The sequence below is a fragment of the Neisseria chenwenguii genome, assembly GCF_002216145.1.
In the GTDB taxonomy this organism is placed as follows: domain Bacteria; phylum Pseudomonadota; class Gammaproteobacteria; order Burkholderiales; family Neisseriaceae; genus Neisseria; species Neisseria chenwenguii.
Genome location: NZ_CP022278.1, coordinates 778,194 through 801,359, shown reverse-complemented (window position 1 = coordinate 801,359; position 23,166 = coordinate 778,194). Strand labels below are relative to the sequence as shown.

The 23,166-nt window shown below is 56.0% G+C and carries 18 protein-coding genes; 11 read left to right on the top strand and 7 right to left on the bottom strand.

Annotation, left to right across the window (positions count from 1 at the left end; translation table 11 throughout):
• The first annotated feature begins 344 nt into the window (after positions 1-344).
• Positions 345-2,402 carry a polyphosphate kinase 1 gene (ppk1, locus tag BG910_RS03900; protein WP_089035712.1) on the top strand — a complete coding sequence of 686 codons (2,058 nt, stop codon included), beginning with the start codon at positions 345-347 and terminating at the stop codon, positions 2,400-2,402.
• A 230-nt stretch (positions 2,403-2,632) separates the two neighbouring features.
• Here the strand turns inward: ppk1 and ubiG are convergent, their stop codons facing one another.
• The 3 genes from ubiG to BG910_RS03885 all read right to left on the bottom strand — a co-directional run bounded on the left by ubiG (position 2,633) and on the right by BG910_RS03885 (position 4,599).
• Entirely contained in the window at positions 2,633-3,343 is a 711-nt protein-coding gene (gene ubiG / locus BG910_RS03895; RefSeq protein ID WP_089035711.1) for a bifunctional 2-polyprenyl-6-hydroxyphenol methylase/3-demethylubiquinol 3-O-methyltransferase UbiG, read from the bottom strand.
• Between the two features lie 69 nt (positions 3,344-3,412).
• Positions 3,413-3,715, bottom strand: a complete 303-nt coding sequence (locus tag BG910_RS03890) for a GIY-YIG nuclease family protein (protein WP_089035710.1) — start codon at positions 3,713-3,715, stop codon at positions 3,413-3,415.
• Complete coding sequence (locus BG910_RS03885; RefSeq protein WP_089035709.1) at positions 3,712-4,599, bottom strand: LysR family transcriptional regulator; 888 nt, start codon at positions 4,597-4,599, stop codon at positions 3,712-3,714. Before BG910_RS03885 ends, BG910_RS03890 begins: the two co-directional genes overlap by 4 nt.
• Before the next feature lie 332 nt (positions 4,600-4,931).
• On the opposite strand from BG910_RS03885, the gene BG910_RS03880 reads away from it, so the two are divergent.
• The 9 genes from BG910_RS03880 (at position 4,932) to BG910_RS03840 (ending at position 17,094) form a co-directional block, all read left to right on the top strand.
• A complete protein-coding gene (locus BG910_RS03880; protein ID WP_089035708.1) occupies positions 4,932-5,588 on the top strand; it encodes an NAD(P)-dependent oxidoreductase in 657 nt (218 codons plus the stop codon).
• A 404-nt stretch (positions 5,589-5,992) separates the two neighbouring features.
• Positions 5,993-6,460: a nuclear transport factor 2 family protein gene (locus BG910_RS03875; protein ID WP_089035707.1), complete on the top strand. Its 468-nt coding sequence runs from the start codon at positions 5,993-5,995 to the stop codon at positions 6,458-6,460.
• Positions 6,461-6,640: 180 nt separating this feature from the next.
• Positions 6,641-7,417, top strand: coding sequence for a (S)-ureidoglycine aminohydrolase (allE, locus tag BG910_RS03870; protein WP_089035706.1), 777 nt, complete (start codon positions 6,641-6,643; stop codon positions 7,415-7,417).
• Positions 7,418-7,654: 237 nt separating this feature from the next.
• Positions 7,655-8,683 (top strand): aspartate/ornithine carbamoyltransferase family protein, encoded by a 1,029-nt coding sequence (locus tag BG910_RS03865; protein WP_089035705.1) that lies wholly within the window; start codon positions 7,655-7,657, stop codon positions 8,681-8,683.
• Between the two features lie 443 nt (positions 8,684-9,126).
• Positions 9,127-10,548, top strand: a complete 1,422-nt coding sequence (locus BG910_RS03860; protein WP_089035704.1) for a YfcC family protein — start codon at positions 9,127-9,129, stop codon at positions 10,546-10,548.
• A 189-nt stretch (positions 10,549-10,737) separates the two neighbouring features.
• Positions 10,738-12,102, top strand: coding sequence for an allantoinase AllB (gene allB, locus BG910_RS03855; RefSeq protein WP_089037129.1), 1,365 nt, complete (start codon positions 10,738-10,740; stop codon positions 12,100-12,102).
• 231 nt (positions 12,103-12,333) lie between these two features.
• Entirely contained in the window at positions 12,334-13,263 is a 930-nt protein-coding gene (arcC, locus tag BG910_RS03850) for a carbamate kinase (protein ID WP_089035703.1), read from the top strand.
• Between the two features lie 556 nt (positions 13,264-13,819).
• Positions 13,820-14,929, top strand: a complete 1,110-nt coding sequence (locus BG910_RS03845; RefSeq protein ID WP_198344825.1) for an AraC family transcriptional regulator — start codon at positions 13,820-13,822, stop codon at positions 14,927-14,929.
• 722 nt (positions 14,930-15,651) lie between these two features.
• Positions 15,652-17,094 (top strand): NCS1 family nucleobase:cation symporter-1, encoded by a 1,443-nt coding sequence (locus BG910_RS03840; RefSeq protein WP_089035701.1) that lies wholly within the window; start codon positions 15,652-15,654, stop codon positions 17,092-17,094.
• A 546-nt stretch (positions 17,095-17,640) separates the two neighbouring features.
• Here BG910_RS03840 and BG910_RS03835 read toward each other — a convergent pair.
• Entirely contained in the window at positions 17,641-18,489 is an 849-nt protein-coding gene (locus BG910_RS03835) for an RnfABCDGE type electron transport complex subunit B (RefSeq protein ID WP_089035700.1), read from the bottom strand.
• Positions 18,490-18,655: 166 nt separating this feature from the next.
• Between BG910_RS03835 and BG910_RS03830 the strand changes: the two genes are divergently transcribed.
• Positions 18,656-19,126 (top strand): YchJ family protein, encoded by a 471-nt coding sequence (locus BG910_RS03830; RefSeq protein ID WP_089037128.1) that lies wholly within the window; start codon positions 18,656-18,658, stop codon positions 19,124-19,126.
• A 596-nt stretch (positions 19,127-19,722) separates the two neighbouring features.
• Here BG910_RS03830 and istB read toward each other — a convergent pair.
• The 3 genes from istB to BG910_RS03815 form a co-directional block, all read right to left on the bottom strand.
• On the bottom strand, positions 19,723-20,451 hold the full coding sequence (istB, locus tag BG910_RS03825) for an IS21-like element helper ATPase IstB (protein WP_332457770.1): 729 nt from the start codon (positions 20,449-20,451) through the stop codon (positions 19,723-19,725).
• Positions 20,438-21,970, bottom strand: coding sequence for an IS21 family transposase (istA, locus tag BG910_RS03820; protein WP_089035300.1), 1,533 nt, complete (start codon positions 21,968-21,970; stop codon positions 20,438-20,440). Before istA ends, istB begins: the two co-directional genes overlap by 14 nt.
• 338 nt (positions 21,971-22,308) lie before the next feature.
• Positions 22,309-23,100: an inositol monophosphatase family protein gene (locus tag BG910_RS03815; protein WP_089035699.1), complete on the bottom strand. Its 792-nt coding sequence runs from the start codon at positions 23,098-23,100 to the stop codon at positions 22,309-22,311.
• Between the last annotated feature and the right edge of the window lie 66 nt (positions 23,101-23,166).

Here is a 23,166-nt window from a genome sequence, read left to right as displayed (position 1 = left end):
CGGGCTCTCCTAAAATATTTTTCTTGGAAAAGATGAAACCCGACTGATATTAGGCGAACGGTTAAGGTTTGTCAAAGAACGAGATTGGTTTTTACATTAAGAAATTTTCATAATAATTTGATTTTAAAATAGTTATTTGTATATTTTGACGGGATTTTGTGTAGGCTGATGTAGTTCGGCATGTATTTCAGACGGCCTTTACGCCGTTTTCCGTTTGCCGCGACGCCACAGGCCGTCTGAAAAATCCCCGCCCAAGCTGATGCTTTGCCGCCGAAACGCGCTATACTTCAAACATCATTCAGACGGCCTTGTGCCGTTATAAAAACAGCAACAGAAAGCCCGCCATGTCCGATCAAAACCGTATCCTCTGCCGCGAATTGAGCCTCTTGGCGTTCAACCGCCGCGTGTTGGCGCAGGCGCAGGATGAAAGCGTGCCGCTTTTAGAGCGGCTGCGATTTTTGTGCATCGTTTCCTCGAATCTCGACGAATTTTTCGAAGTACGCATGGCGTGGCTCAAGCGCGAGCAGAAGCTGCATCCGAATACGGTGTTGGACAACGGCAAAACACCGTCTGAAACCATCGCCGCCGTAACCGCCGAAGTGCACGCGCTGATTGCCGAGCAATATGCGTTGTTCAACGACGTTTTGCAGCCCGAGCTGGCGAAAGAAAACATCCATTTCTACCGCCGCCGCAACTGGACGGCGGCGCAGAAAGCCTGGATCGAAGCCTATTTCGACAACGAGCTTCTGCCCGTGTTGACCCCCATCGGCCTCGATCCCTCGCACCCGTTTCCGCGCCCGCTCAACAAATCGCTGAATTTCGCGGTGGAATTGGAAGGCACGGACGCGTTCGGCCGCCCGTCGAAAATGGCGATTGTGCAGGCGCCGCGCATTTTGCCGCGCGTCGTGCCGATGCCGTCTGAAATCTGTGACGGCGGGCATGGCTTCGTGTTTTTATCGTCGATTCTGCACGCCCATGTGCAGAAACTGTTTTTGGGCATGAAGGTCAAAGGCTGTTACCAATTCCGCCTCACGCGCGACAGCGATCTGACGGTGGACGAAGACGACCTGCAAAACCTGCGCATGGCGGTGCAGAACGAATTGCACGACCGCGAATACGGCGACGGCGTGCGCCTCGAAGTCGCCGACACCTGCCCCGCCTATATCCATGATTTTTTATTGGAACAGTTCCAGCTTGCCGCCGCCGAGCTGTATCAGGTCAAAGGCCCCGTCAATCTCGTGCGCCTCAACGCCGTGCCCGATTTGGTTGACCGCGCTGATTTGAAATTCCCGCAAATGCAGGCAGGCCGTCTGAAAAAGCTGCAAAAAAACGGTTCGGTTTTCGACCTCGCCGCACAGGAAACCATTTTGCTGCACCACCCTTACCAATCGTTCGAACCCGTCGTTCAGATGATTCAGGAAGCCGCCGCCGATCCCGACGTTTTGGCGGTCAAAATGACCATCTACCGCACCGGCAGCAAATCCGAACTCGTGCGCGCGCTGATGAAAGCCGCGCTCGCGGGCAAACAGGTAACCGTCGTCGTCGAACTGATGGCGCGTTTCGACGAAGCCACCAACGTCAATTGGGCGCAACAGCTCGAAAACGCCGGCGCACACGTCGTGTACGGCGTATTCGGCTACAAAGTCCATGCCAAAATGGCGCTCGTCATCCGCCGCGAACAAGGCCGTCTGAAACGCTACGCCCACCTCGGCACCGGCAACTACCATCAAGGCACATCCAAAATCTACACCGACTTCGGCCTGATTACCGCCGACGAACAAATTACCGCCGACGTCAACACTTTATTCATGGAAATCACAGGTTTAGGCAAACCGGGCCGTCTGAACAAACTCTACCAAAGCCCGTTTACCCTGCACAAAATGGTCATCGACAGTATCCGCCGCGAAACCGAGCACGCCAAAGCCGGCCGCCCCGCGAAAATCACCGCCAAGATGAATTCGCTGATCGAGCCGACCGCCATCGACGCCCTTTACGAAGCCGCAGCCGCAGGCGTCAAAATCAACCTTATCGTACGCGGCATGTGCACCCTGCGCCCGGGCGTAAAAGGCCTCTCGGAAAATATCCGCGTCGTTTCTATTATCGGCCGCCAGCTCGAACACTCGCGCGTCTATTATTTCTACAACGGCGGCGAAGAAAACACCTACATCGCCAGCGCCGACTGGATGGGGCGCAACTTCTTCCGCCGCATTGAAGTCGCCACCCCCGTCGAAACCCCCGCCCTCAAAGCCCGCGTTATCCGCGAAGGCTTGCAGATGGCGCTCGCCGACAATACCAAAGCCTGGCTGATGCAGCCCGACGGCAGCTACACCCGCATCAGGCCGTCTGAAAACGAAACCCCGCAGGGATTGCAGGAAGGGCTGTGGGCGGAATACGGGCGGTAGGTACGGTTAGCCGCCCGAAAGCGGCGTAACCGTACGCCTCACTACGGGAAAAGTCTGCCGATGCCGTTTGAAAAAAGACAGGCGGGGGTAATTTGCACGGTACGGTTTGCGCAGGGTTGTACGATTACGCCGCTTTCGGGCGGCTAACCGTACCTACGACCTTTCTAAAAAACCAAAGGCCGTCTGAAAAGCATTCCAACTTTTCAGACGGCCTTTGGTTTGCCCAAACATCAAGCCGGGCGGCAGGCGATCATATAGTTCACATCGGTATTGTCGCTGACATGATACTGCTTGGTGAGCAGATTGTATTTCACGCCCTTGCCGTCCACCATGTCCAGCCCCGCTTGGCGGCACATCCGCGCCAGCTCGGCGGGGGTGATGAATTTCTGCCAGTCGTGCGTGCCTTTGGGGACGAAATTCAAAACGTATTCCGCGCCGACAATCAGGTGGAGATAGGATTTCGGGTTGCGGTTGATGGTGGAGAAAAACACCATGCCCTCGGGTTTGACCAGCTTGGCGCAGGCTTTGACGATGGCGGAGGGGTTAGGAACGTGTTCCATCATTTCCATGCAGGTTACGATGTCAAAGCTGTGCGGCATTTCTTCGGCCAAGTCTTCGACGCGGATACAGCGGTAGGCGGCGTTGGAAACGCCCTGCCGCGCGGCGTGGGCTTGGGCGGTTTGCAGCGATTTTTCCGCCATGTCGATGCCGGTAACGTGCGCCGCGCCGCGTTTGGCCATGCTTTCGCTCAAAATGCCGCCGCCGCAGCCGACGTCGAGCACCTGCTTGCCCGCGAGTCTGCCCAAGCGGTCGATGTAGCCGAGGCGCAGCGGGTTGATGTCGTGCAGGGGTTTGAACTCGCCGTTTTTGTCCCACCATTTGTCGGCGATTTGGCTGAATTTGGCGATTTCTTTGTCGTCAACGTTGTGTGTGGCATTCATAAAGCGGGTTTCCTGTGTGAACGATGCGGGGATTTTATAACAAACGGGCGGGGGCGGGAATGCGGGTTTTCAGACGGCCTCTGCCGCAAAATCCGCCAGCGTTGTCCACAGCGCCCGTTTGTTTTCCGCGCTCATTTTTTTCACTTCGATTTCCCGTTTCAAGGCCGCGCTTTTGTTCAGGCCGTGCACGGCAATCCGCATGGCGAGCGGTTTGTTGAGACGGGTGTATTTCGCACCTTTGCCTGCGGCGTGGGCGGCGAAGCGTTCGGCGGGTCGGTTGCTGATGCCGCAGTAGAGCGCGCCGTTTGCGCAGAGGATGAGGTAAACGCACCAGTTTTCCGCGTTTTTTTCCGTGGTGTTTTGCGCGCTCATTCCGCTGCCTTTGCGAAACTTTCCTGAAAGATTCTGACCGCCGCTTCGGTTTTCGCCGACTGGATGCGGTAGGGCGTGACCAGATAGAGGTTGACGGGCGGCAACGTCCAGTCGGGCAGGACGGTTTTCAGACGGCCTTCAGACAAATGCCTGCCGATTTCTCCGCCGACCTGCAGCGAGAGGCCGAAGCCTTCGACGGTCAGGCTGCGCACGGCGGAGAGTTGGTTGCAGAACATGCTGTCTGCGATGTCGATGAAACAGCTTTCGCCGCCGCGGTGGAGCGTGGTACGCACGGGTAAAAAGTGCAGCCAGCGGCAGGCGTGGAGCTGTTCGGGGCGGGTAATCGGCGGGAGGGTGTCGAGGTAGGACGGTGCGGCGCAGATGTGGTACGGCCAAGTAGCGAGGTGGCGGGCGACCAGATTCGGGTCGTCGAGCGCGTGGCCGCCGCCGCGTATGGCGAGATCGGTGGGGGTGTGCTGCAAGTCGTCGAGGGTGTCGCTGAAGCGGAACACAGGGCGGATTTTCGGGAACTCGTTTTGCAGCCGCCGCAAGGCCGTCTGAAAAGCGGGCGCGTCGATGATGCCTGAGGTAAGCGCGATGTGGAGTTCGCCCGAGGGCTCGGTTTTCAGACGGCCGATGGTGCGGCGGGTGTCGGAAAGCGTGTCCTGCAAACGGCGGCAGTATCCGCCGAGCGCGCGGCCGGCGTCGGTCGGTACCAGGCTGCGCGTGCTGCGGTTGAGGAGCTTGATACCGTGCAGGGTTTCGAGGCGGCTGATGTGCTGGCTGACGGCAGAGGGGGTCATGCCGAGCGCGGCCGCGGCGGCATTCATGCTGCCGTGTTCCAAAACGGCGGCAAAGACGAGGAGGGGTTTGATTTCTTGCATTTTGTTTGCTTGGTTTTTAACGGCGGCGGGCGGGGAGCCGGATTTTTCAGACGGCCTAAACCGTAGGGTAGGTGTGAACCCACTGCCTGCCTGAAAGGCAGGAAAACGCTTGAAGCATTTCAGACGTTTTGATTTTGAACTGCGGTCGAATGGTGGGTTTACACCCACCCTACGGCGGAAGAAATGCTGAAGGCCGTCTGAAAACCGTATCTAACCCCGATTATACAGTTAAGCTTAATAATCCCGACAGCAAAATCCCGCTTATCAAGCGTTTCAGACGGCCTTACAATGCGTTCGTCTAATCAATCGAAATATACAAGAAAGGATTTATCATGAAAATCGCAGTCATCGGCGCAACCGGTTTGGTCGGCAACGCAACCGTTCAAGAGCTGGCTTCGCGCGGGCATGAAGTGACCGCGTTTGCCCGCAATGTCGATAAAGTGTTCCAAGCCGGCAACGTCAAAGCCGTGAAAGCGGATGTGAATGCGGCGGATTTTGCCGAGGCGTTGAAAGGTTTCGACGCCGTGGTCAGCGCGTTTAACGCGGGTTGGGAAAACCCGAATCTGGCGGCGGATTTCGCCAAAGGCGCGGCGGCAATCAACGAAGCGGCGAAAGCGGCCGAAGTGCCTTATCTGCTGGTCGTCGGCGGCGCGGGCAGCCTGAACGTCGCGCCCGGCCTGCAACTGGTCGATACCCCCGATTTCCCCGCCGAGGTTTATCCCGCCGCCAACGCCGCCCGCAATCTATTGAACGACCTGCGCGCGCGCCGCGATGTAAACTGGGCGTTTGTTTCGCCCGCCGCGATGTTCGCCGTAAATCCCGTGCGCTTCGAGCGCAGCGGAAAATACCGCTTGGGCAAAGACGATGTTTTGCTGAATGTCGGGGGCGCGCCCGCAGACATTTCCGCCGCCGACCTGGCCTGCGCGATTGCCGATGACGTAGAACAAAAAGCGCATTTGTTTGAACGTTTTACCGTTGCGGAAGTGTAAGGTTGAGACCGTTGCAAAAATCAAAAAGGCCGTCTGAATGCTTCGGCGCTCAGCACAAGCACTTCGGTGGTTGCTGAGCGTAGTCGAACCACTACGCTCAGCACCGGAATTTTCACGGACGTGATTCCCGCGCAGGCGGGAATCCACGTTTGGCTTTCTGAAACTGTGTTAAACAAAATATTGTCTGTTTTTAACCGTGGATTCCCGCCTGCGCGGGAATCACGTCGGTTGAAAGATTAACCGTTTCAGACGGCCTTCAGCATCCATCAATAGGAAACACATCATGCAGGAAATCACTTACTTATTCGGCTGGTGTTACGCCGTATCGGGCGAAACCGAACGGCATCTTGCCGACCGCCAAGCGTTGTTTGCATAATCTTTTGAATATCAAGGAAAACAGAAACATGAAAAAAGTCTTCACTGCCGCCGTATTGGCCGCCTCTTTCGGCCTCGCCGCCTGTTCCGCCGTGTCGGGTAAACCCGCGCAGAATACCGCCGAGCGCAACAAAGCCAATGTTTTGGCGTTTTACGACATGGCGTTCAACCAACACAAAGTGCGCGAGGCGACGGAAAAATACGTCGGCAAAGAATATCTGCAACACAATCCCGACGTGGCCGACGGCGGCGAAGCGTTTGTGAAGGCATTTGAGCCGTTTGTCAAAGCCAATCCCACCACCCGCGCCGAAATCAAGCGCGTGGCGGCGGAGGGCGATTTGGTGTTTTTACACGTCCACAGCCGTCTGAACGGAAAAGACAAAGGCGAGGCCGTGGTCGATATTTTCCGCTTGGATAAAGAGGGCAAAATCGTCGAGCATTGGGATGTGATCCAGCCCGTACCCGCCAAGAGCGCGAGCGGGCGCGGTATGTTTTAAGCGCTCGGTTTAAATTTTAACCAAAGGCCGTCTGAAATTTTCAGACGGCCTTTCTGCATTTTGACGCTTTGTCGCACAAAGACAACCGAGTGGCACGGCGGGCGAAAGGCGGCGGGGGCGGTTGGGGCTATATTGGCTGCGACAGAATTTTACGGTCGTGTTCAGAAAAGGAGAACGAAAATGCCGGGTTATCCACAGGATATTTTGAGAAACCGTTCCGTCGTCAAACACGGAAATTATGCGTTTATTACCCCCGAAGGCCGCGTGATCAACGTGATTCCGGGCATCGAAGACTGCCTGATGACGATTTTGGCCACGCCGAAAATGGGCGCGAGCTTCGTTCAGCTCATCGGCACGCTGGGCGAAAAGGCGAAAACGACGATGCCTTACGGCGCGAAGCCGCACGAAGAGTCGTTTATCTACCTGCTCGACGGCGAGGCGGAACTGAAAGTCAGCGTCGGCGGCGAGAGCCGTGTCATCAAACAGGGCGGTTATGCCTATGCGCCGCCGGGCGTGGGGATTTCGTTTGAAACCGCCAACGGAAAAGAAGGACGGATTCTGCTTTACAAACAACGCTATATCGAACATCCGAGCGGCCTGATGCCGTATGCCGTATTCGGTAATGCCAACGATATGGAATGGACGGACTACGACGGTATGGCGAATGTGCACATCAAAGACCTGCTGCCCGTCGAGCAGAATTTCGACATGAATATGCACATTTTGAGCTTCGACCCGGGCGCCAGCCACAACATCGTGGAAACGCACGTTCAGGAACACGGTGCATATGTATATGAGGGTCAGGGCTGCTACCTCTTGGATGAGGATTGGTATCTGATTAAAAAAGAAGACTTTATCTGGTTCGGCCCGTATTGCAAGCAAACCGCCTACGGCGTGGGGCGCGAACAGTTTACCTATATTTATTCGAAAGACTGCCACAGGGATGTGGAGGTTTGAGGGGTAAGGCCGCTCGCGGCGTTTCCGAAGTCCGACCGGCCCTCTCCCAACCCTCTCCCGCGAGGGGGCGCATGAGCGGAATTTCGGCCTGCCGTAGGGTGGGTGTAAACCCGCCACCCGCCCGAAAGGCAGAAAGGCCGTCTGAAAATCCGCCGCACGCCCACCCGAAAAAGTTTCAAAAGGCCGTCTGAAACCCTTTCAGACCGCCGCACCAGCAAACCCGAAAGGAGAACCATCATGGCTTTGGACAAAAATTTCAAAACCCTCGACATCCGCGAAGCATTGGCCGCAACCAATCTGCGCGGGCGCAACCTGACTTTTTTGGACGACCACAAGCGCGAGGAGCTGTTGGCGCTGTTTGAGGCCGCCAAAATGATGGAACCGTTTTTGCGCACGGGGCTGAACCTGTTGCAGGGCAAAGTTTTATACACTCTGTTTTTCCAACCTTCCACCCGCACCCGTTGCAGCCACGAAAACGCCATGCTGCGCTTGGGCGGCCAAGTGATTACCGAATCCGACCCGCAGCACAACGCCGCCGTGGCGAAAAACGAAAGCCTCTATGACACCTTGCGCGTGACTTCGGAATACGCCGACGTTATCGTCATGCGCCACCCCGACGACAAAGAAGCGTTAGGCGCGATTGACGAACTCAAAGGCTACGCATCGCCCGTGATTTCAGGCGGTTACGGCCACGTTACCCACCCGACCCAGGGTCTGCTCGACTGCTACACCTGCTGGCGCGCGTTCGGCGATCTGCAAAACGCCACCGTCGCCATCGCCACCCCCGACCTTTCCCGCGCGCGTTCCGGCCAGTCGTTTGCGCTGGCACTCGCCTCGATGGGCGCGAAAATCATCTACACCGGCACCAGCGAACTGCGTACGCCCGAAGTGGTGCGCGAAAAACTCAAAGCGATGGGCGCGCATTTCGAGGAACACTTCGACCTGACCGAAAAACAGAACGAAGAGCTCTACGCCGAAAACAACGTCGATCTGATCTACCTGCCGGGCAGCTCGGTAAAAAAAGACGACCCCGCGCGCGAAGACTTCATGAAAAAAATGGCCAACTACTACATTTCGCTCGACATGCTCAAACGCATTAAAGAGAAAAACGGCAAAACGGTGGGCGTCCACCACTCTCTGCCGCGCAACGAAGGCGAGTTCGACTACGGTATCGACAATACCGAACACCAGCTCTACTTCCGAGCCATCGGTTTCTCGGTTGCCGTGCGCATGGCGCTGTTAAGCGCGATTGTGGGGGTGAACTGAGGTTTTCAGACGGCATTGGGGCGTTTGAGGCCATCTGAAAAGTTTGAATCTTCGCAAACGCGCCCCCTCTCCCGCTCGCGGGGGAAGGCTAGGGTGGGGGTGGAAGGTTTGGCCGTCTGAAAGTTTGTAAAAACCTGCCGTAGGGTGGGTGTGAACCCACCGCCTGCCTGAAAGGCAGGAAAACCGTTGATGCAATTTCAGGCGTTTGGATTTTGACCTGCGGTCAAACGGTGGGTTTACACCCACTTTGCGACTGATTTTTCAGACGGCATCCAAACCCCGTTTGAGGCCGTCTGAAACGCTTAAATCCTCTGCAACGCGTCTTCTCCCTCTCACGGGGGAGGGTTAGGGTGGGGGTGGAAGGTTTGGCCGTCTGAAAAATCTGACCCAACCCCACGGCTTCCCCCATTTTCCCTATCAATAAAAATTTCAGGAGTTTTGTCATGAGTACGCAAAATCCGAAGAAATCGTTCAAGATGCCCGATATTTATATCGTTTTGGCGGTGTTTATCCTGGTCGTCGCGGCGCTGACGTATATCGTGCCGGCGGGCGAATACGAGCGGCAGACGGTGGAAACCGTGCACGGTACGCAGACGCTGGTGGTGGCGGGTACTTACCATCAAATCGAGCAGACGCCCGTGGGCTTTATGGATTTGGTCACGGCGATTCCCGACGGCTTGAAACGGGCGGCGGGCATCGTGTTTCTGACCTTTATGGTCGGCGGCTGTATGGGCCTGATCAAACGCGCGGGTCTGATTGATATGGGCGTGCAGAAATTGAGCTCGGCGGTCGGCGGTAAAGACATCATGATCATCCCGATTCTGATTGCCATCTTCTCCGGTCTGGCGGCGTTTATCGGCGTGCCCGAGCTGTCGCTGGCTTATCTGCCCGTGTTGCTGCCGCTGTTTTACCGCTTGGGTTACGACGGCATGACGGCGACGGCGGTGTCGCTCTTGGGGCCGTGTATGGGCTTTACCTTCGGCCTGACGATTCCGGGTTCGGTCGGTATGGGTCAGCAGATTGCGCAGCTGCCGATATTTTCCGGTTCGGCGTTCCGCGCGGTGATTTTGGCGGCGGTTGTGTTGATTACCATCGCTTATGTGATGCGCTACGCCATCCGTGTGAAACACCACCCCGAAACCAGCCTGACGCTGGATACCGATAAAGAGGTGCGCGCGGCGCTGGCGCAGGAAGAGGCGGAAAAAGGCGAAATGGTGTTCACATCGCGCCAGAAAATGGCGGGTATTACCTGCATGGTGCTGTTTCCGATTGCCATTGCGCTGATTTTGATGAAAAACCTCGGTTTTGAAGCCATCGGCGGCCTGTTCCTCTTCATCGGCATTACCGCAGCGGCGGTGGCGGGCAAATCGGCGCAGCAAATTTGCGACGACGTGAACGCGGGTATGCGCGACATGATGGTGGCGGCGCTGCTCTGCGGTGTGGCTTCCGCGATTGCGGTGGTGATGGATAAGGGCGTGATTACCGATACGCTGGTGTATTGGCTGGAAAGCATGATGCGCACCGTGCCGCCCGAGCTGACTGCGATTGCGATTTTCTGGGAACAATCGGTGTTTAACTTCCTGATTCCGGGCGCGACCGCACTGACGGTATTGACCATGCCGATTATTTCCCCGCTCGCCAGCCTGCTGGACATTTCCCAACAAGCCGTGGTTTCGGCCAACGCCTGGGGCGGACAGCTGACCGATATTTTCTTCCCGACTTCCGGCTTCTTCGTCGCCACGCTCGTGATTGCGAAAGTGGAATTCGGCAAATGGCTGCGCTTCTACACTCCGCTGATGCTGATTTTGGGCATTCTCTCAAGTGTGGCGCTGTATCTGATGCAGTCTATGGGGATTGGTTTGTAGGAACAAAAACGGGCAAAAGGCCGTCTGAACCCAAGTCGGAGCGGCTGCGGCTGAAACGCAGTGTTCAGACGGCCTTTCAAACGCCCGACAGCCTTCAAACCCACTTCGCAATCCAAACCCAAACACATCAAACCCAATCAAACCGAACAGCAGGCCGGCAGAACAGGCCATCTGAAAAAGGAGGACAAAATGTACGATTTACTGATTCAAAACGGCCTTTTGGTCTTACCCGATCAAATGCTCCACGGCGACATCGCCGTCAAAGACGGAAAAATCGCCGCCATCGCCCCGCAGATCGAAGCCCGGGCCGCGAAAACCGTTGACGCAGGCGGCAGTTACGTTCTGCCCGGCATGGTCGATGTCCATATGCACATTTCCGAACCCGGACGCACCGAATGGGAAGGCTACTTCACCGGCACACAAGCGATGGCGGCGGGCGGCACGACTTCCTACGTCGAAATGCCGCTGAACACCATACCCGCCACCATCGACGTCGAAACGCTGGAAATCAAACGCCAAGCCGCCGCCGGCCAAAACCACGTCGATTACGCCTTTTTCGGCGGCCTCGTTCCGCATAATCTCGACAAACTCGAAGAATTGTCCGCCGCCGGCTGCGGCGCGTTCAAATGTTTCGTCGCCACCTGCGGCTCGGGCAAACCCGGCGACTTCAAAAACGTCACCGACTACGAACTCTACGTCGGTATGCAGACATTGGCGAAAACCGGTGATCTGCTTGTTATCCATTGCGAAAACGCCACGATTACCGACGAGCTCGGCCGCAAAGCCAAAGCCGAGGGCAAAAACCGCGTATCGGATTATGTTGCCAGCCGCCCGATTTTTACTGAAGTCGAAGCCGTGCGCCGCGTCCTCTATATCGCCGAACAAACCGGCTGCCGCGTCCACATCGCCCATTGCAGCTGCCCCGAAGCTATTGAAGCAGTTTTGGAGGCGCAGGCGCGTGGCGTGGACGCCAGCTTCGAGAGTTGCCCGCACTACTTCCTTTTGGCCACCGAAGACCTCGACACCATCGGCAATAAAGCCAAATGTTCGCCGCCCATCCGCGACCGCGCCCACCAGCGCGAAATGTGGCGGCTGCTGGAAGAAGGCGTCATCACCGTCCTCGCTTCCGACCATTCGCCCTGCACGCCCGATTTGAAATCCGACCCGAATGCCTTCAACGCATGGGGCGGCATCAGCGGCTGCCAAAACAGCGTCGACGCCATGTTTGATGCCGCCGTCAAACAGCGCAACATCAGTCCTGTTACCCTGATGAACGCGCTCGCCACCGGCCCTGCAAGCCGCTTCGGTCTGATCGACAAAGGCGCCTTGGCCGTCGGCAAAGACGGCGACATCGTCATCCTCGACCCCAACCAAAACTACACGCTGACCGCCGACAAACTGTTTTACAAAAACAAATTCAGTGCCTACGAAGGCATGGAAATCGGCTGCCGCATCACCCATACCTTCCTGCGCGGACAGGAAGTGTACAGCCTTTCAGACGGCATCATCGGCGAAGCGAAAGGCTGTCCGGCAAGATGGCTGAAAAATCCGTAAGCAGTTGAAGTTTCAGACGGCATTAGGCCGTTTGAGGCCGTCTGAAAATTTGAAAACCTGCCGTAGGGTGGGCGTCAACCCACCGCTTGCCCGAAAGGCAAGAAAAAACCGTTTGAAAACTCAGGCGTTTGGATTTTGACCTTGAAATTGAACGGTGGGTTGACACCCACCCTACAGCTGAAAAAAACCAAAGGCCGTCTGAACAAAACACCACCCGAAAGGAGACCTGCCATGAGAATCGTCATCGCACTGGGCGGCAACGCCCTTCTCAAACGCGGCGAGCCGCTCACCTCCGCCAACCAGCGCAGCAACGTGCGCGCCGCCTGCGAACAAATCGCCAAAATCCACAGCGGCAACCAGCTTGTCATCACCCACGGCAACGGCCCCCAAGTCGGCCTGATGGCCTTGCAGAGCAACGCCTACAAAGACGTTCCCATGTATCCGCTCGACGTACTCGGCGCCGAATCCGTCGGCATGATCGGCTACATGATCCAGCAGGAAATGGCCAACTGCATCCCCAAAGACTATTCCCTGACCACCGTGCTTACCCAAACCGAAGTCGATCCCAAAGACCCCGCGTTCCAAAAACCGAGCAAACCCGTCGGCCCCGTGTACAGCAAAGCCGAAGCCGAGGCCGTGGCCGCCGAAAAAGGCTGGACGATGGCGCCCGACGGCGACAAATTCCGCCGCGTCGTGCCCAGCCCGCTGCCCACACGCATCTTCGGCCTCAAACCGCTCAAAACCCTGATCGAACACAACTACGTCTTAATCTGCGCGGGCGGCGGCGGCATTCCGACCTATTACGACGAAGACGGCCGCCTCTGCGGCGCCGAAGCCGTCATCGACAAAGACCTCGCCACCGCGCTTTTGGCCTCGTCGGTCGAAGCCGACCTGCTCGTCATCGCCACCGACGTCGATGCCGTCTACCTCGATTGGGGCAAACCCGAACAGCGCGCCGTCCGCGCCGCCCACCCCGACGCCATCGAAAAACTGCCGTTCGCCGGCGGCTCGATGGGGCCGAAAGTGCAGGCCGCCGTCAATTTCGCCCGCGCCACCGGCAAAACCGCCGTCATCGGCGCCTTGGGCGACATCGAGAAAATCGTCAAAGGCGAAGCAGGCACGCGCGTCAGCAATGATGCGGCAGGCGTGGTGACGGAATAGGCCGTCTGAAATATTTGAACCGGCAGACCGTAGGTACGGTTAGCCGCCCAAAAGCGGCATAACCGTACAAACCCGCGCAAACCGTACCGTGCGGATTACGCCCATCTGTCTTTTTCAGACGGCCGCGTAGGGAGGGTGTCAACCCACCGCTTGCCCGAAAGGCAAGAAAACCGTTTGAAAAATTTCAGACATTGGTTTTTTTTGACCCGTGGTCAAACGGTGGGTTGACACCCCCTATGGCATTGCACGCCGCCGCCGCTTTGCGAAAACAGTTTGATACGGATGTGCAGGTTTCAGACGGCATCAAATCGTTTGAGGCCGTCTGAATACCGCAAACAGCCGTTCGGAAGCCCCGTTTGTTCAGACGGCCTTTTTATCAATACCCAAACTGCTACCTTTAAAACCACCACATACCAAACAATTACAAAAGAAATTTATCTTTATGTTTTAAAACATAAACCCAACATATCTTTAGCCTTGTTTACAAAAAGGCGTTGCCGTTTCGGCTATGATTAGAGCAAATACTATAAGGGCGTGTAGAGGAAAAAACGCAGCAGTGCGCGCCCGAGCTGTCGGCGAAAACGTTTATGCAGTGATTCCGCAGAACAAGGAGCGCTTTATGAACCGCCACAGCATCTCTTCCGATACGTCCGCCCACAGCGTCTTAGTGAGCTGGGTTTCATCCATCTGCCAAACCGCGCGCGGTTACGGGGTTGACCCGCTGCCGCTCTTAGACGCCGCAGGTTTGGACGCCAAATTGCTGCACATTCCCGACGCGCGTTATCCCGTTGACAACATGCGCCGTTTTTGGGATTTGCTGATCGATCAAACCGGCGACCCGTTTTTCGGCCTCCAAGTCGGGCGCGAAATCCAAGCCTCCGCCTTGCAGGGCTTGGGGCTGGCGATGATTACCTGCGCCTCGCTGGCCGATTTGATGATGCTGATGGTGCGCTACTGCAAAATCATTTCCACTACCATGCGCATCAGCTTCGACCATCCGCCCGATTTTAAAGGCACCAAGCTGGTGTTGCGCACCGACAGCGGCCACGAGCCGATGAATTCCGCGCTTTTGGCCGTTCTGGCCTTTATCCACCGGCAGGCGTGCAGCCTTGCCCAGCACAAAGTCGTCCCCGTTTCCGTTACCCTTTCCCTCCCCGATAGCGGCGATACCGCGCGGCTCGACGACTACTTCGGCGTGCCCGTCAACCTCGGCTGCGAGCGCGATTCCATCTCGTTTGCCTACGAAGACACCATCGAACCCTACGCCGGCGCCAATCCCAAACTCACCGACATCAACGCCACCCTCGTCGGCGATTATCTCAACCGCCTCCGCCAAATGGACATCACCGCCCGCGTCGGCACCTTAATCCGCGAAACGCTGGAAGACGGCGAACCGCGCCTGCCCGACATCGCCGCCAAACTCCACCTCACCCCGCGCACCCTGCAACGCCGTCTCAGCAGCGAAGGCAGCTCGTTCAACAGCCTCTTGGACAACCTGCGCTACGACATGGCGCACGATTTGCTGATGCACAGCAACCTCAGCATTACCGAAATCGGCTTCAGGCTGGGTTTTTCCGATTTGAGCAACTTCATCCGCGCCTGCCACCGCTGGTTCGGCTGCACGCCGCAGCAGCATCGGGAAAACAGCCTGATGATACGGGTGTGAGGTTTTCAGACGGCATTGAAACGGTTGATGCCGTCTGAAACGCCTGAACCGCAATCACGCGTAGGGTGGGTGTCAACCCACCGCTTGCCTGCAAGGCAAGAAAACTGTTTGAAAAATTTCAGATGTTTGGATTTTGACCTGCGGTCAAACGGTGGGTGTGAAAACTGGTGAGGCCGTCTGAAAAGTTTGTGAACCTCAAACAGCCCTCTCCCTAACCCTCCCGCGGGAGAGGGAACAGGTTGGGTGCTTCAAATGTTTCAGACGGCCTCCGATCCCGTTTAAGGCCGTCTGAAAAGCCCGAATCTTCGCAAGCGCGCTCCTTCTCCCGAGGGAGAGGGCACAACGGACAGGCCGTCTGAAAAGTTTGGCAAACCCACCCCGCGGCGCCGTTCCCAAGAAATTTTCAGACGGCCTCAAGCGGTTTGATGCCGTCTGAAACCCGGTCGTCTCAAAACAGGTTCTTGTCGCCAAGCGATAGCTTCGAAATCCGCTACCGTCCATATAGTAATGATGGGTCTGCCGACATTTCATCACGCGGCAGTTTTTGGGCGGAAAACGCGTCTGCCGCGTTGGAAATGCTCGCGAGGTGTCCAACCTTGCTGCGCTTTCCGCTTTGCATCCGCATTTTTCCGCTCCAAACCCTGCTTCGCAGATGAATTGTCAACAGACCCGGGGGAACCGCTCTTACAGACCTGACCCGTGTTCCGCAAAGGAGTCCCGCCATGCCTGTCTATATCGACAAACTGAAGACCGAAAAACCCGATAATCCGCGTCTGAGCAACGACGATTTGCTGCCTGCGCAGCAGACTTGGAACTGGTACAACATCTTCGCGTTTTGGATGTCGGACGTTTACAGCATCGGCGGCTACATCTTCGCCGGCACGCTGTTTGCGCTGGGGCTGACCCCGTGGCAGATTCTGATTGTCCTCATCGGCGGCATTTCCATCGTGATGGTCATGGCCAATCTCTTGGCCAAACCCTCGCAGGCCGCTGGTGTGCCCTATCCCGTGATTGCGCGGATGTCGTTCGGCGTGCACGGCGCCAATATTCCCGCACTGTTCCGCGGCATCATCGCGATTGTCTGGTACGGCATCCAAACCTATCTGGCGTCGATAACCTTGTCCATTGTTTTACTGAGATTTTTTCCCACGCTGCAAGACTGGGTTGCGCCCGAGTTTCTCGGTCTTTCCCATCTGGGCTGGTTCTGCTTCATGATGATGTGGACGATGCAGACCATCCTGTTCCTTATGCGCATGGAGGCGATACGGATTTTCCTCGACTACTCGGGCCCTGCCGTCTGCATCGTCATGTTTTTACTGATGGCCTGGGTCGTTTACCACGCCGGCTGGGAAAACATCAGCTTCAGCCTCTCTTCCAAACAGCTTGGTTTCGGCGAAACCGTCGTCGCCATGCTCGTCGGTATGTCGTTGATTGTGAACTACTTCGCCGGTCCGACGCTTAATTTCGGCGACTTCTCGCGCTACTGCCGCAGCATGAAAGACGCCCGCCGCGGCAATTTCTGGGGGCTGCCCGTCAACTTCACTTTTTTCGCCCTGACCGCCATCATCACCATCACCGGTACGCCCGCCGTGTTCAACCAAATGATTATCGACCCCTTGGGCATCGTCGCCAAAATCGACAACGTCGGCATTGTCATTCTGCTGTCGTTCACGCTCGTGATTGCAACCGTCGGCACCAACATCGTCGCCAACTTCGTCTCCGCCGCCAACGACATTTCCAACCTCCACCCCGGCAGCATCAGCTGGCGCACAGGAGGCCTGATTGCCGCCTTTCTCTCCGTCGTCATCATGCCTTGGCGGCTCTACAACTCGCCCGAAGTCATCCACCACACCGTCGATCTGCTCGCCGGCACCCTCGGCCCGATGTACGGCATCATTCTGGTGGACTACTACATCCTGCGCAAACGCATCATCCATGTGGACGACCTCTTCGACAACTCGCCCGGCAGCACCTATTTCTACCAAAACGGCTACAACCACGCCGCCGTCAAATCGCTCGTCCCCGCCTCGCTGCTCGCCGTCGGCATTGTTCTGACCGCCGATTTCTACCCGCCGCTGGCCCCGATTGCGCAGTTTTCCCTGTTTATCAGCATGATAACCGCCGGAATTCTGTATCGGATTCTCAGCCGGAACGAGCGGGTGTGAAGGCCGTCTGAAAAGCCCGAATCTTCGCAAACGCACTCCTTCTCCCGCGGGAGGGTCGGGGAGGGCAAAACGGACAGGCCGCCTGAAAGTTTGTGAAAACCAACCGTAGGGTGGGTGTCAACCCACACCGCCTGCCTGAAAGGCAGGAAAGCCGTTGATGCAATTTCAGTCGTTTGGATTTTGACCTGCGGTCAAACGGTGGGTTTACACCCACCCTACGGCGGATGCAAAAACCGGTTAGGCCGTCTGAAAAGCCCGAATCTTCGCAAACGCGCTCCCTCTCCCGTGGGAGAGGGTTGGGGAGAGGGCAAAACGGACAGGCCGTCTGAAAAGTTTGAAAAATCTGCCGTAGGATGGGTGTCAGTCCACCACCTGCCCGAAAGGCAGGAAAGCCGTCTGAAAAATTTCAAACATGCGGATTTTGACCTACGGTCAAACAGTGGGTGTTAACCGACCGCCTGCCTAAAAACCAAAGGCCGTCTGAAAATCCTGCCCATGCAGTTTTTCAGACGGCCTCATGCCGCTCTAATCCGAATGTTCCAAATCTTACCTTTTCTCCGCTTTCGTCCGCTCCGCCTTCGCTTCCTGTTCGGCCTTGTAACGGCGCAGGTAAACCAGCGCGGCGGCTTTTTCCTCATCGCTGCCGTATTTCATGTCGCGCTGGGCGCGGCGCAGCTCGGCGCGCTGTTTGGCTTCCGCAATCTGCCTGGTTTTGAAATCCTCGCGGTTGGCAACGTCGGCCAGCGCGGCCTGTTGCGACTGCGCTTTGGCCATCGCTTTGGCGATTAAATCGGCTGGGTTGAACGCGGGTTTCGCCGCAGTTTCGGGCGCGCGCTGTATTTTGGCTTTGACCGCCGCTTCGCGTTCGGCCAAAAGTGCGCGGCGTTCGTCGGCTTCGCGCCGTTTGCGCGTTTCGCGGCGTTCAAACCGCGCCCGCGCGTGTTCGGCGGCGGCAAAACGCGGTTCCGCGCTTTCGCCCAAACTGCGCGCCTGCGGCAGAAAATCGGCTTCGACCGGCTGCATATGGATGCAGTCCACCGGACAGGGCGCGACGCAGAGGCCGCAGCCAGTACATTCTTCGGCGATGACCGTGTGCATCAGCTTGCGCGCGCCCATAATCGCGTCAACGGGGCAGGCGCGGATGCAGGCGGTGCAGCCGATGCAGACGGCCTCGTCTATCCACGCCAACGCTTTGGTTTGAATTTTCGCGGGCGCAACAGGGCTTTTGCCGAGCAGTTCCGCAATATCCGCCATCACCGCCCCGCCGCCGGGCGCGCACAAATTCACCGCCGCTTCGCCTTTGGCAAGCGCTTCGGCGTAGGGCAGGCAGCCGGAAAAGCCGCATTCGCGGCATTGGGTTTGCGGCAGCAGACGGTTGATGGTGTGGATGTTCATGGCAAAACAGCGGCTCAAAATCGAAAGCGGGTATTTTAACAGATTGACTGCATTACATTTTGTTTCTTTTCAGACGGCCTTGTCGATTTGTGCAACAATCCCCGACCCGCTTTTTTACCCTGCCGCCGTTATAATCCCCCTTTCCAAACCTGTTCGGAACCCCGTTATGCCGTCTGAAAAAACCTGCCCCTGCGGTTCGGGCAAAACCTATGCCGAATGCTGCCGTCCGCTGCATTCGGGCGAAACCGCCGCCTCGACCGCCGAAGCGCTGATGCGCTCGCGTTACAGCGCGTTTGTCTTGCAACAGGTTGATTATATTGTCGAAACCACCGTTCCCGCGCAGCAGCCGCTGCTGGACAAAGCCGCCATCGCCGCGTGGAGCAAGGAAACGGAATGGCTGGGGCTGGAGGTGTCGGATTTCAACCCAAACCTCGGCAAACAGCACGCGTTGGTGGAGTTTACCGCGCATTTCCGCGAAAAAGGCGAAACTTTGGAACACTTTGAAATCTCGGTTTTCGTCAATATCGACGGGCGCTGGTATTTCCTCGACCCGACCGTTGAACTGCCGACCATGAAACAGCCCTGCGTGTGCGGTTCGGGCAAAAAATTCAAAGCCTGCTGCGGGCGGTTTCTTTAGGCCGTCTGAAACTTTTTTAGTGAAATAAATTAAATAATTCAAATATATAGAATGTTTTTTAGTCTGGTTTGCGCAGTTCTCACACTTTAAGCCGGGCTGAAGCCCGGCCTATGTCGTTGCGCCCTGCCTCCCACCCCACCCTAATCCTCTCCTGCGGGGCGGGGGAGGGTTGGGGTGGGGGGAAGTTCGGATTCATTGCTCGGCAAACAATAACCGTAGGGGTATCCCTACCCACCGTATGCCTGAAAGGCAAAAAACTGTTTACGGGAATTCCCGGCGTTTAGATTTTGACCTATGGTCAATGATGGGCCGGCCAATCCGCCCTACGGCTGCCGTTTCTGCATCAAGGCCGTCTGAAAAATGTTCGCACACTTTTCAGACGGCCTTTGCTATAGTGAAATAAAATAAGAAAGACACAAGGCGGTAAGGCGCGGACAGTACGGGACAGATGAACTTGGCGCTTCAGCGCCTTAGTGAATCGTCCTCTTTGAGCCCGGCCGCAGTCAACGAAGTAGATTTTTTATTTTAATTCACTATAAATTCTGTCAATTCCATTCCAAAACTGAGCCACAGTTGTGGTCTAAAATTGAGCCACCCTATGAGCGGTGTTTCATCCGGTAAGAATCATTGCCCGTCTCAAAAATATCGCAGCAATAAGTCAGGCGGTCCAGTAAAGCACCCGTCATCTTTTCATCCATAAACAGCTTCACCCATTCGCTAAAAGCCAAATTGGTCGTCATGACAATACTCGTCCTTTCATGCAGTTGACTCATCAGATGAAACAGCAGCGCACCGCCTTTCTGACTAAACGGCAGATACCCCAACTCATCAAGAATCAACAAATCGTACCGACATTGCTGTTCGGTCAGTTTCAGACGGCCTTCGTCTTTGTCTGCTTCCAATTTGTTGACCAAGTCCAGTACATTCCAAAAACGTACCCTAAATCCTTGTGTCGCAGCTTCGATACCCAGTGCTGTGGCAATGTGTGTTTTACCCGTACCCGGTCCGCCTACCAACACCACATTACGCTTTTGTCTGATATAGCCCCCGCCCAACAGCAGTTCCAAGGCCGGACGGTGTATCAAACTCTGCTCAAAATCAAAGTCGGCCAAACTGCGGTGTTGCGGAAACCTTGCCTGGCTAATCCGGTTTTGGGTGCTTCTTGCTGTTTTGGCTATATGTTCGGCAGTCAACAACCGCTCCAGAATATCCAGCGTACCCCGTTTGCGACGGATGCCGTCCACTACGATTTCATCCCATTGCTCCGCCATCGCACCGAGTTTCAATTCTTTCAGCAATCCAACCAAACGTTCATGCTGCATGATGTTTCTCCTTCACCGTATCCGTTTGTTTGCCCGACAAACTCAGTAAGCGGTCATAACGGCTGCAATCAACTGACGGCGGGACGGTAAGTGGGATGTCCCTGATATGGAAACGGGGTGAAGGCGGTTCTTTCAGACGGTTGATGATGTTCAATACCGCCTCCGGTGTCGGCATACCTTCGTCCAATGCCAATTCCGCCGCCGTCAATGCCAAGTCAGCATCGTATTCGGCCATCAGGTTCAGCAGTTTGACCATCACCCTGTCTCCTTTGGGCTGTTTAAGCAAACAGGCTTTCAGTCGCTCTATGACGGGCGGCAGCACCCAGCCGATAAAAGCCCTGCCGTCTCTTAACGCGCCGGGTTTCTTTTGCAGATAGGGCAAAAAATGCCAAGGGTTATAGCTGATGCCGTCCTTCACAAAGCTGCGCGGATGTTCGGCAATGCAGTCGGTATCGCTACAAAAGCGGACGGTCTGTGCGCCGATATAAGCCCTAACCGTATTGCCCGCCCATTCGACCGGTACGCTGTAACGGTGACGTTCGACGGTAACCAAAGACTGGTTGCTGACTTTGAGTATCTCCAAACGTTCTGCCGGATAGGGACGGAAAGCGGCCAACGAATGCTTCTCCCTTTCCCATATGTCGGTAACCGGCTGCCTGTATTCGGGATGTTTGTGCTGCTGCATCAGCCGTAGGCATTGCTGCTGCAGGTAGTCGTTGAGAGAGGTGAAGGAATCAAAAGCCAAAGTCGGTTTGAACAATCTTTCACGTAGGTAGCGTATCTGCCTTTCGACCTGCCCTTTCTCCCAGCCGGAAGCCGGGGTACAGGCAACCGGTTCAATGAGAAAATGGGTCATCATCTGTAAAAACTGCGCGTTAAATTCCCTCTCCTTACCTTTGCCGATGCGGGTAACGGCGGTCTTCATATTGTCGTAGATACCGCGGGTAGGTACGCCGCCGAAGAAAGCGAATGCGCGGTTGTGCGCATCCATCAACATATCGGCTTTCTGATTGGGATAAGCACAAATGAAAAAAGCCCTGCTGTGGCATAAGCGGAAATGGGCGATATTCACCTTGACGGTCTGTCCGGCCAAACAAACGGTTTCGATACTCCAGTCAAACTGATAAGCATCACCCGGAGCAAAAGCCTGAGCCATAAAGACCGGAACTGGTTTGGGTTGGTGCTGTTGACGGAATTTGCGGATAAATGCGGCAACGGCGCTGTACTGTCCGGTATAACCGGCATCTTTGATGCGTTCGAAATGCCGGCGTGCGGAAAGGTGTTGCTGTTTGGGCAGTTTGGCTTCTTGGAGCAATTGTTGGGCTAATGCGTCAAGAAAAGGACCGAGCTTGGGGTAATGGGTTTGTTCTCTGCGGTAGACGGGGGGTTCTACGGTGGCGTGCTGCAGATATTTAGCGACTGTATTGCGGGAGAGTTTGAGTTGTTTGGCGATTTCACGTTGTGAGAGTTTCTGCCGGTGAAAAAGCCGGTGCACTTTTGCGATGGTTTCCATACATAACATCCAGGTTGGGCTCCGCTGTGTGATAAAGCGGAGCAGTTTATAACAAACGGAGAGTGGCTCACTTTTGGAGCACAACTCCCCATTTCCCTGGCTCAGTTTTGCACGATATTTAACAATAAATTCCAAACAAAAAAAACCATTCATACCAAGGGAGAAGTATGAATGGCCAATACATTGCGGGAAAACGTCTTACTTGCTGCACCGCCCAAAAGGGATAAAAGAGCGGTGTGTCTCAGCGGTTTTTATTCTACCTGTATCAGTATTAAATGCTGTTAAGAAGTGAGACGATTTAAGTAAATTGCGCGGATAGGCGGTTTTTTAATCGGATAAGCTGCACGTCATTGGTTTTCGCGTATCCATTTTTCCCAACGGCGGAATAATTCGGGTTCGAGCGCGGCAACGACGGAGCGTTTGAAAACGTGTTCGCCGCTCCAAAATTCATCGCCTTCGAGCGTGGACAGGCAGCCGCCGGCTTCTTCGAAAATCAGGGCGCCGGCGGCGTAGTCCCAGAGTTTTTGTCCGCCGTGGACATATACGTCGTAACGCCCGCAGGCAAGGTAGCACCAGTCGAGCGTGCTGCAACCCATGCTGCGGATGGAGCCGAAGGGGGCGAGGGTGTTCATGCGGCTGGAGAGTTTGCCCGAACGCAGGTATTTGATTTCGACGCCGGCGATGGCTTCGCTGAGTTTTTTCGACACCAGCCGCAGCGGCAGGCGCGTGCCGTTGAGGTGGGCGCCTTGTCCGCGCTGTGCGGTAAAACATTCGCCGCTGACGGGATTATAGATGACGCCGGCTTGGGCGCGGCCGTTTTGGATGTAGGCAACGGAGACGGCGAAATGCGGCAGGCCGTTGACGAAATTGTTGGTGCCGTCGATGGGGTCGACAATCCAGAGGCCGTCTGAATGGTGCTGCTGCCACAGCCCGGCCTGCGCCTGAGGGCTCATTTCTTCGCCGAGTACGGGGCGCCCGGCGATCAGCGGCAGGGCGGCGGCAAAGGCGGTCTGTGCGGCCAAATCGGCTTCGCTGAGCATGCTGCCGTCTTCTTTTCGGTAGGAAGGCGTGTTGAGAAAACGCGGCATGATTTCGGTTTGCGCGATGTGGCGGACGACGTTTTGGAGTTGGTGCAGCACTTTTTATCCTTGCTATTTCGGTGTGGAAACGCCAATATGGAGGCCGTTTATTATACCCGAAGCCTT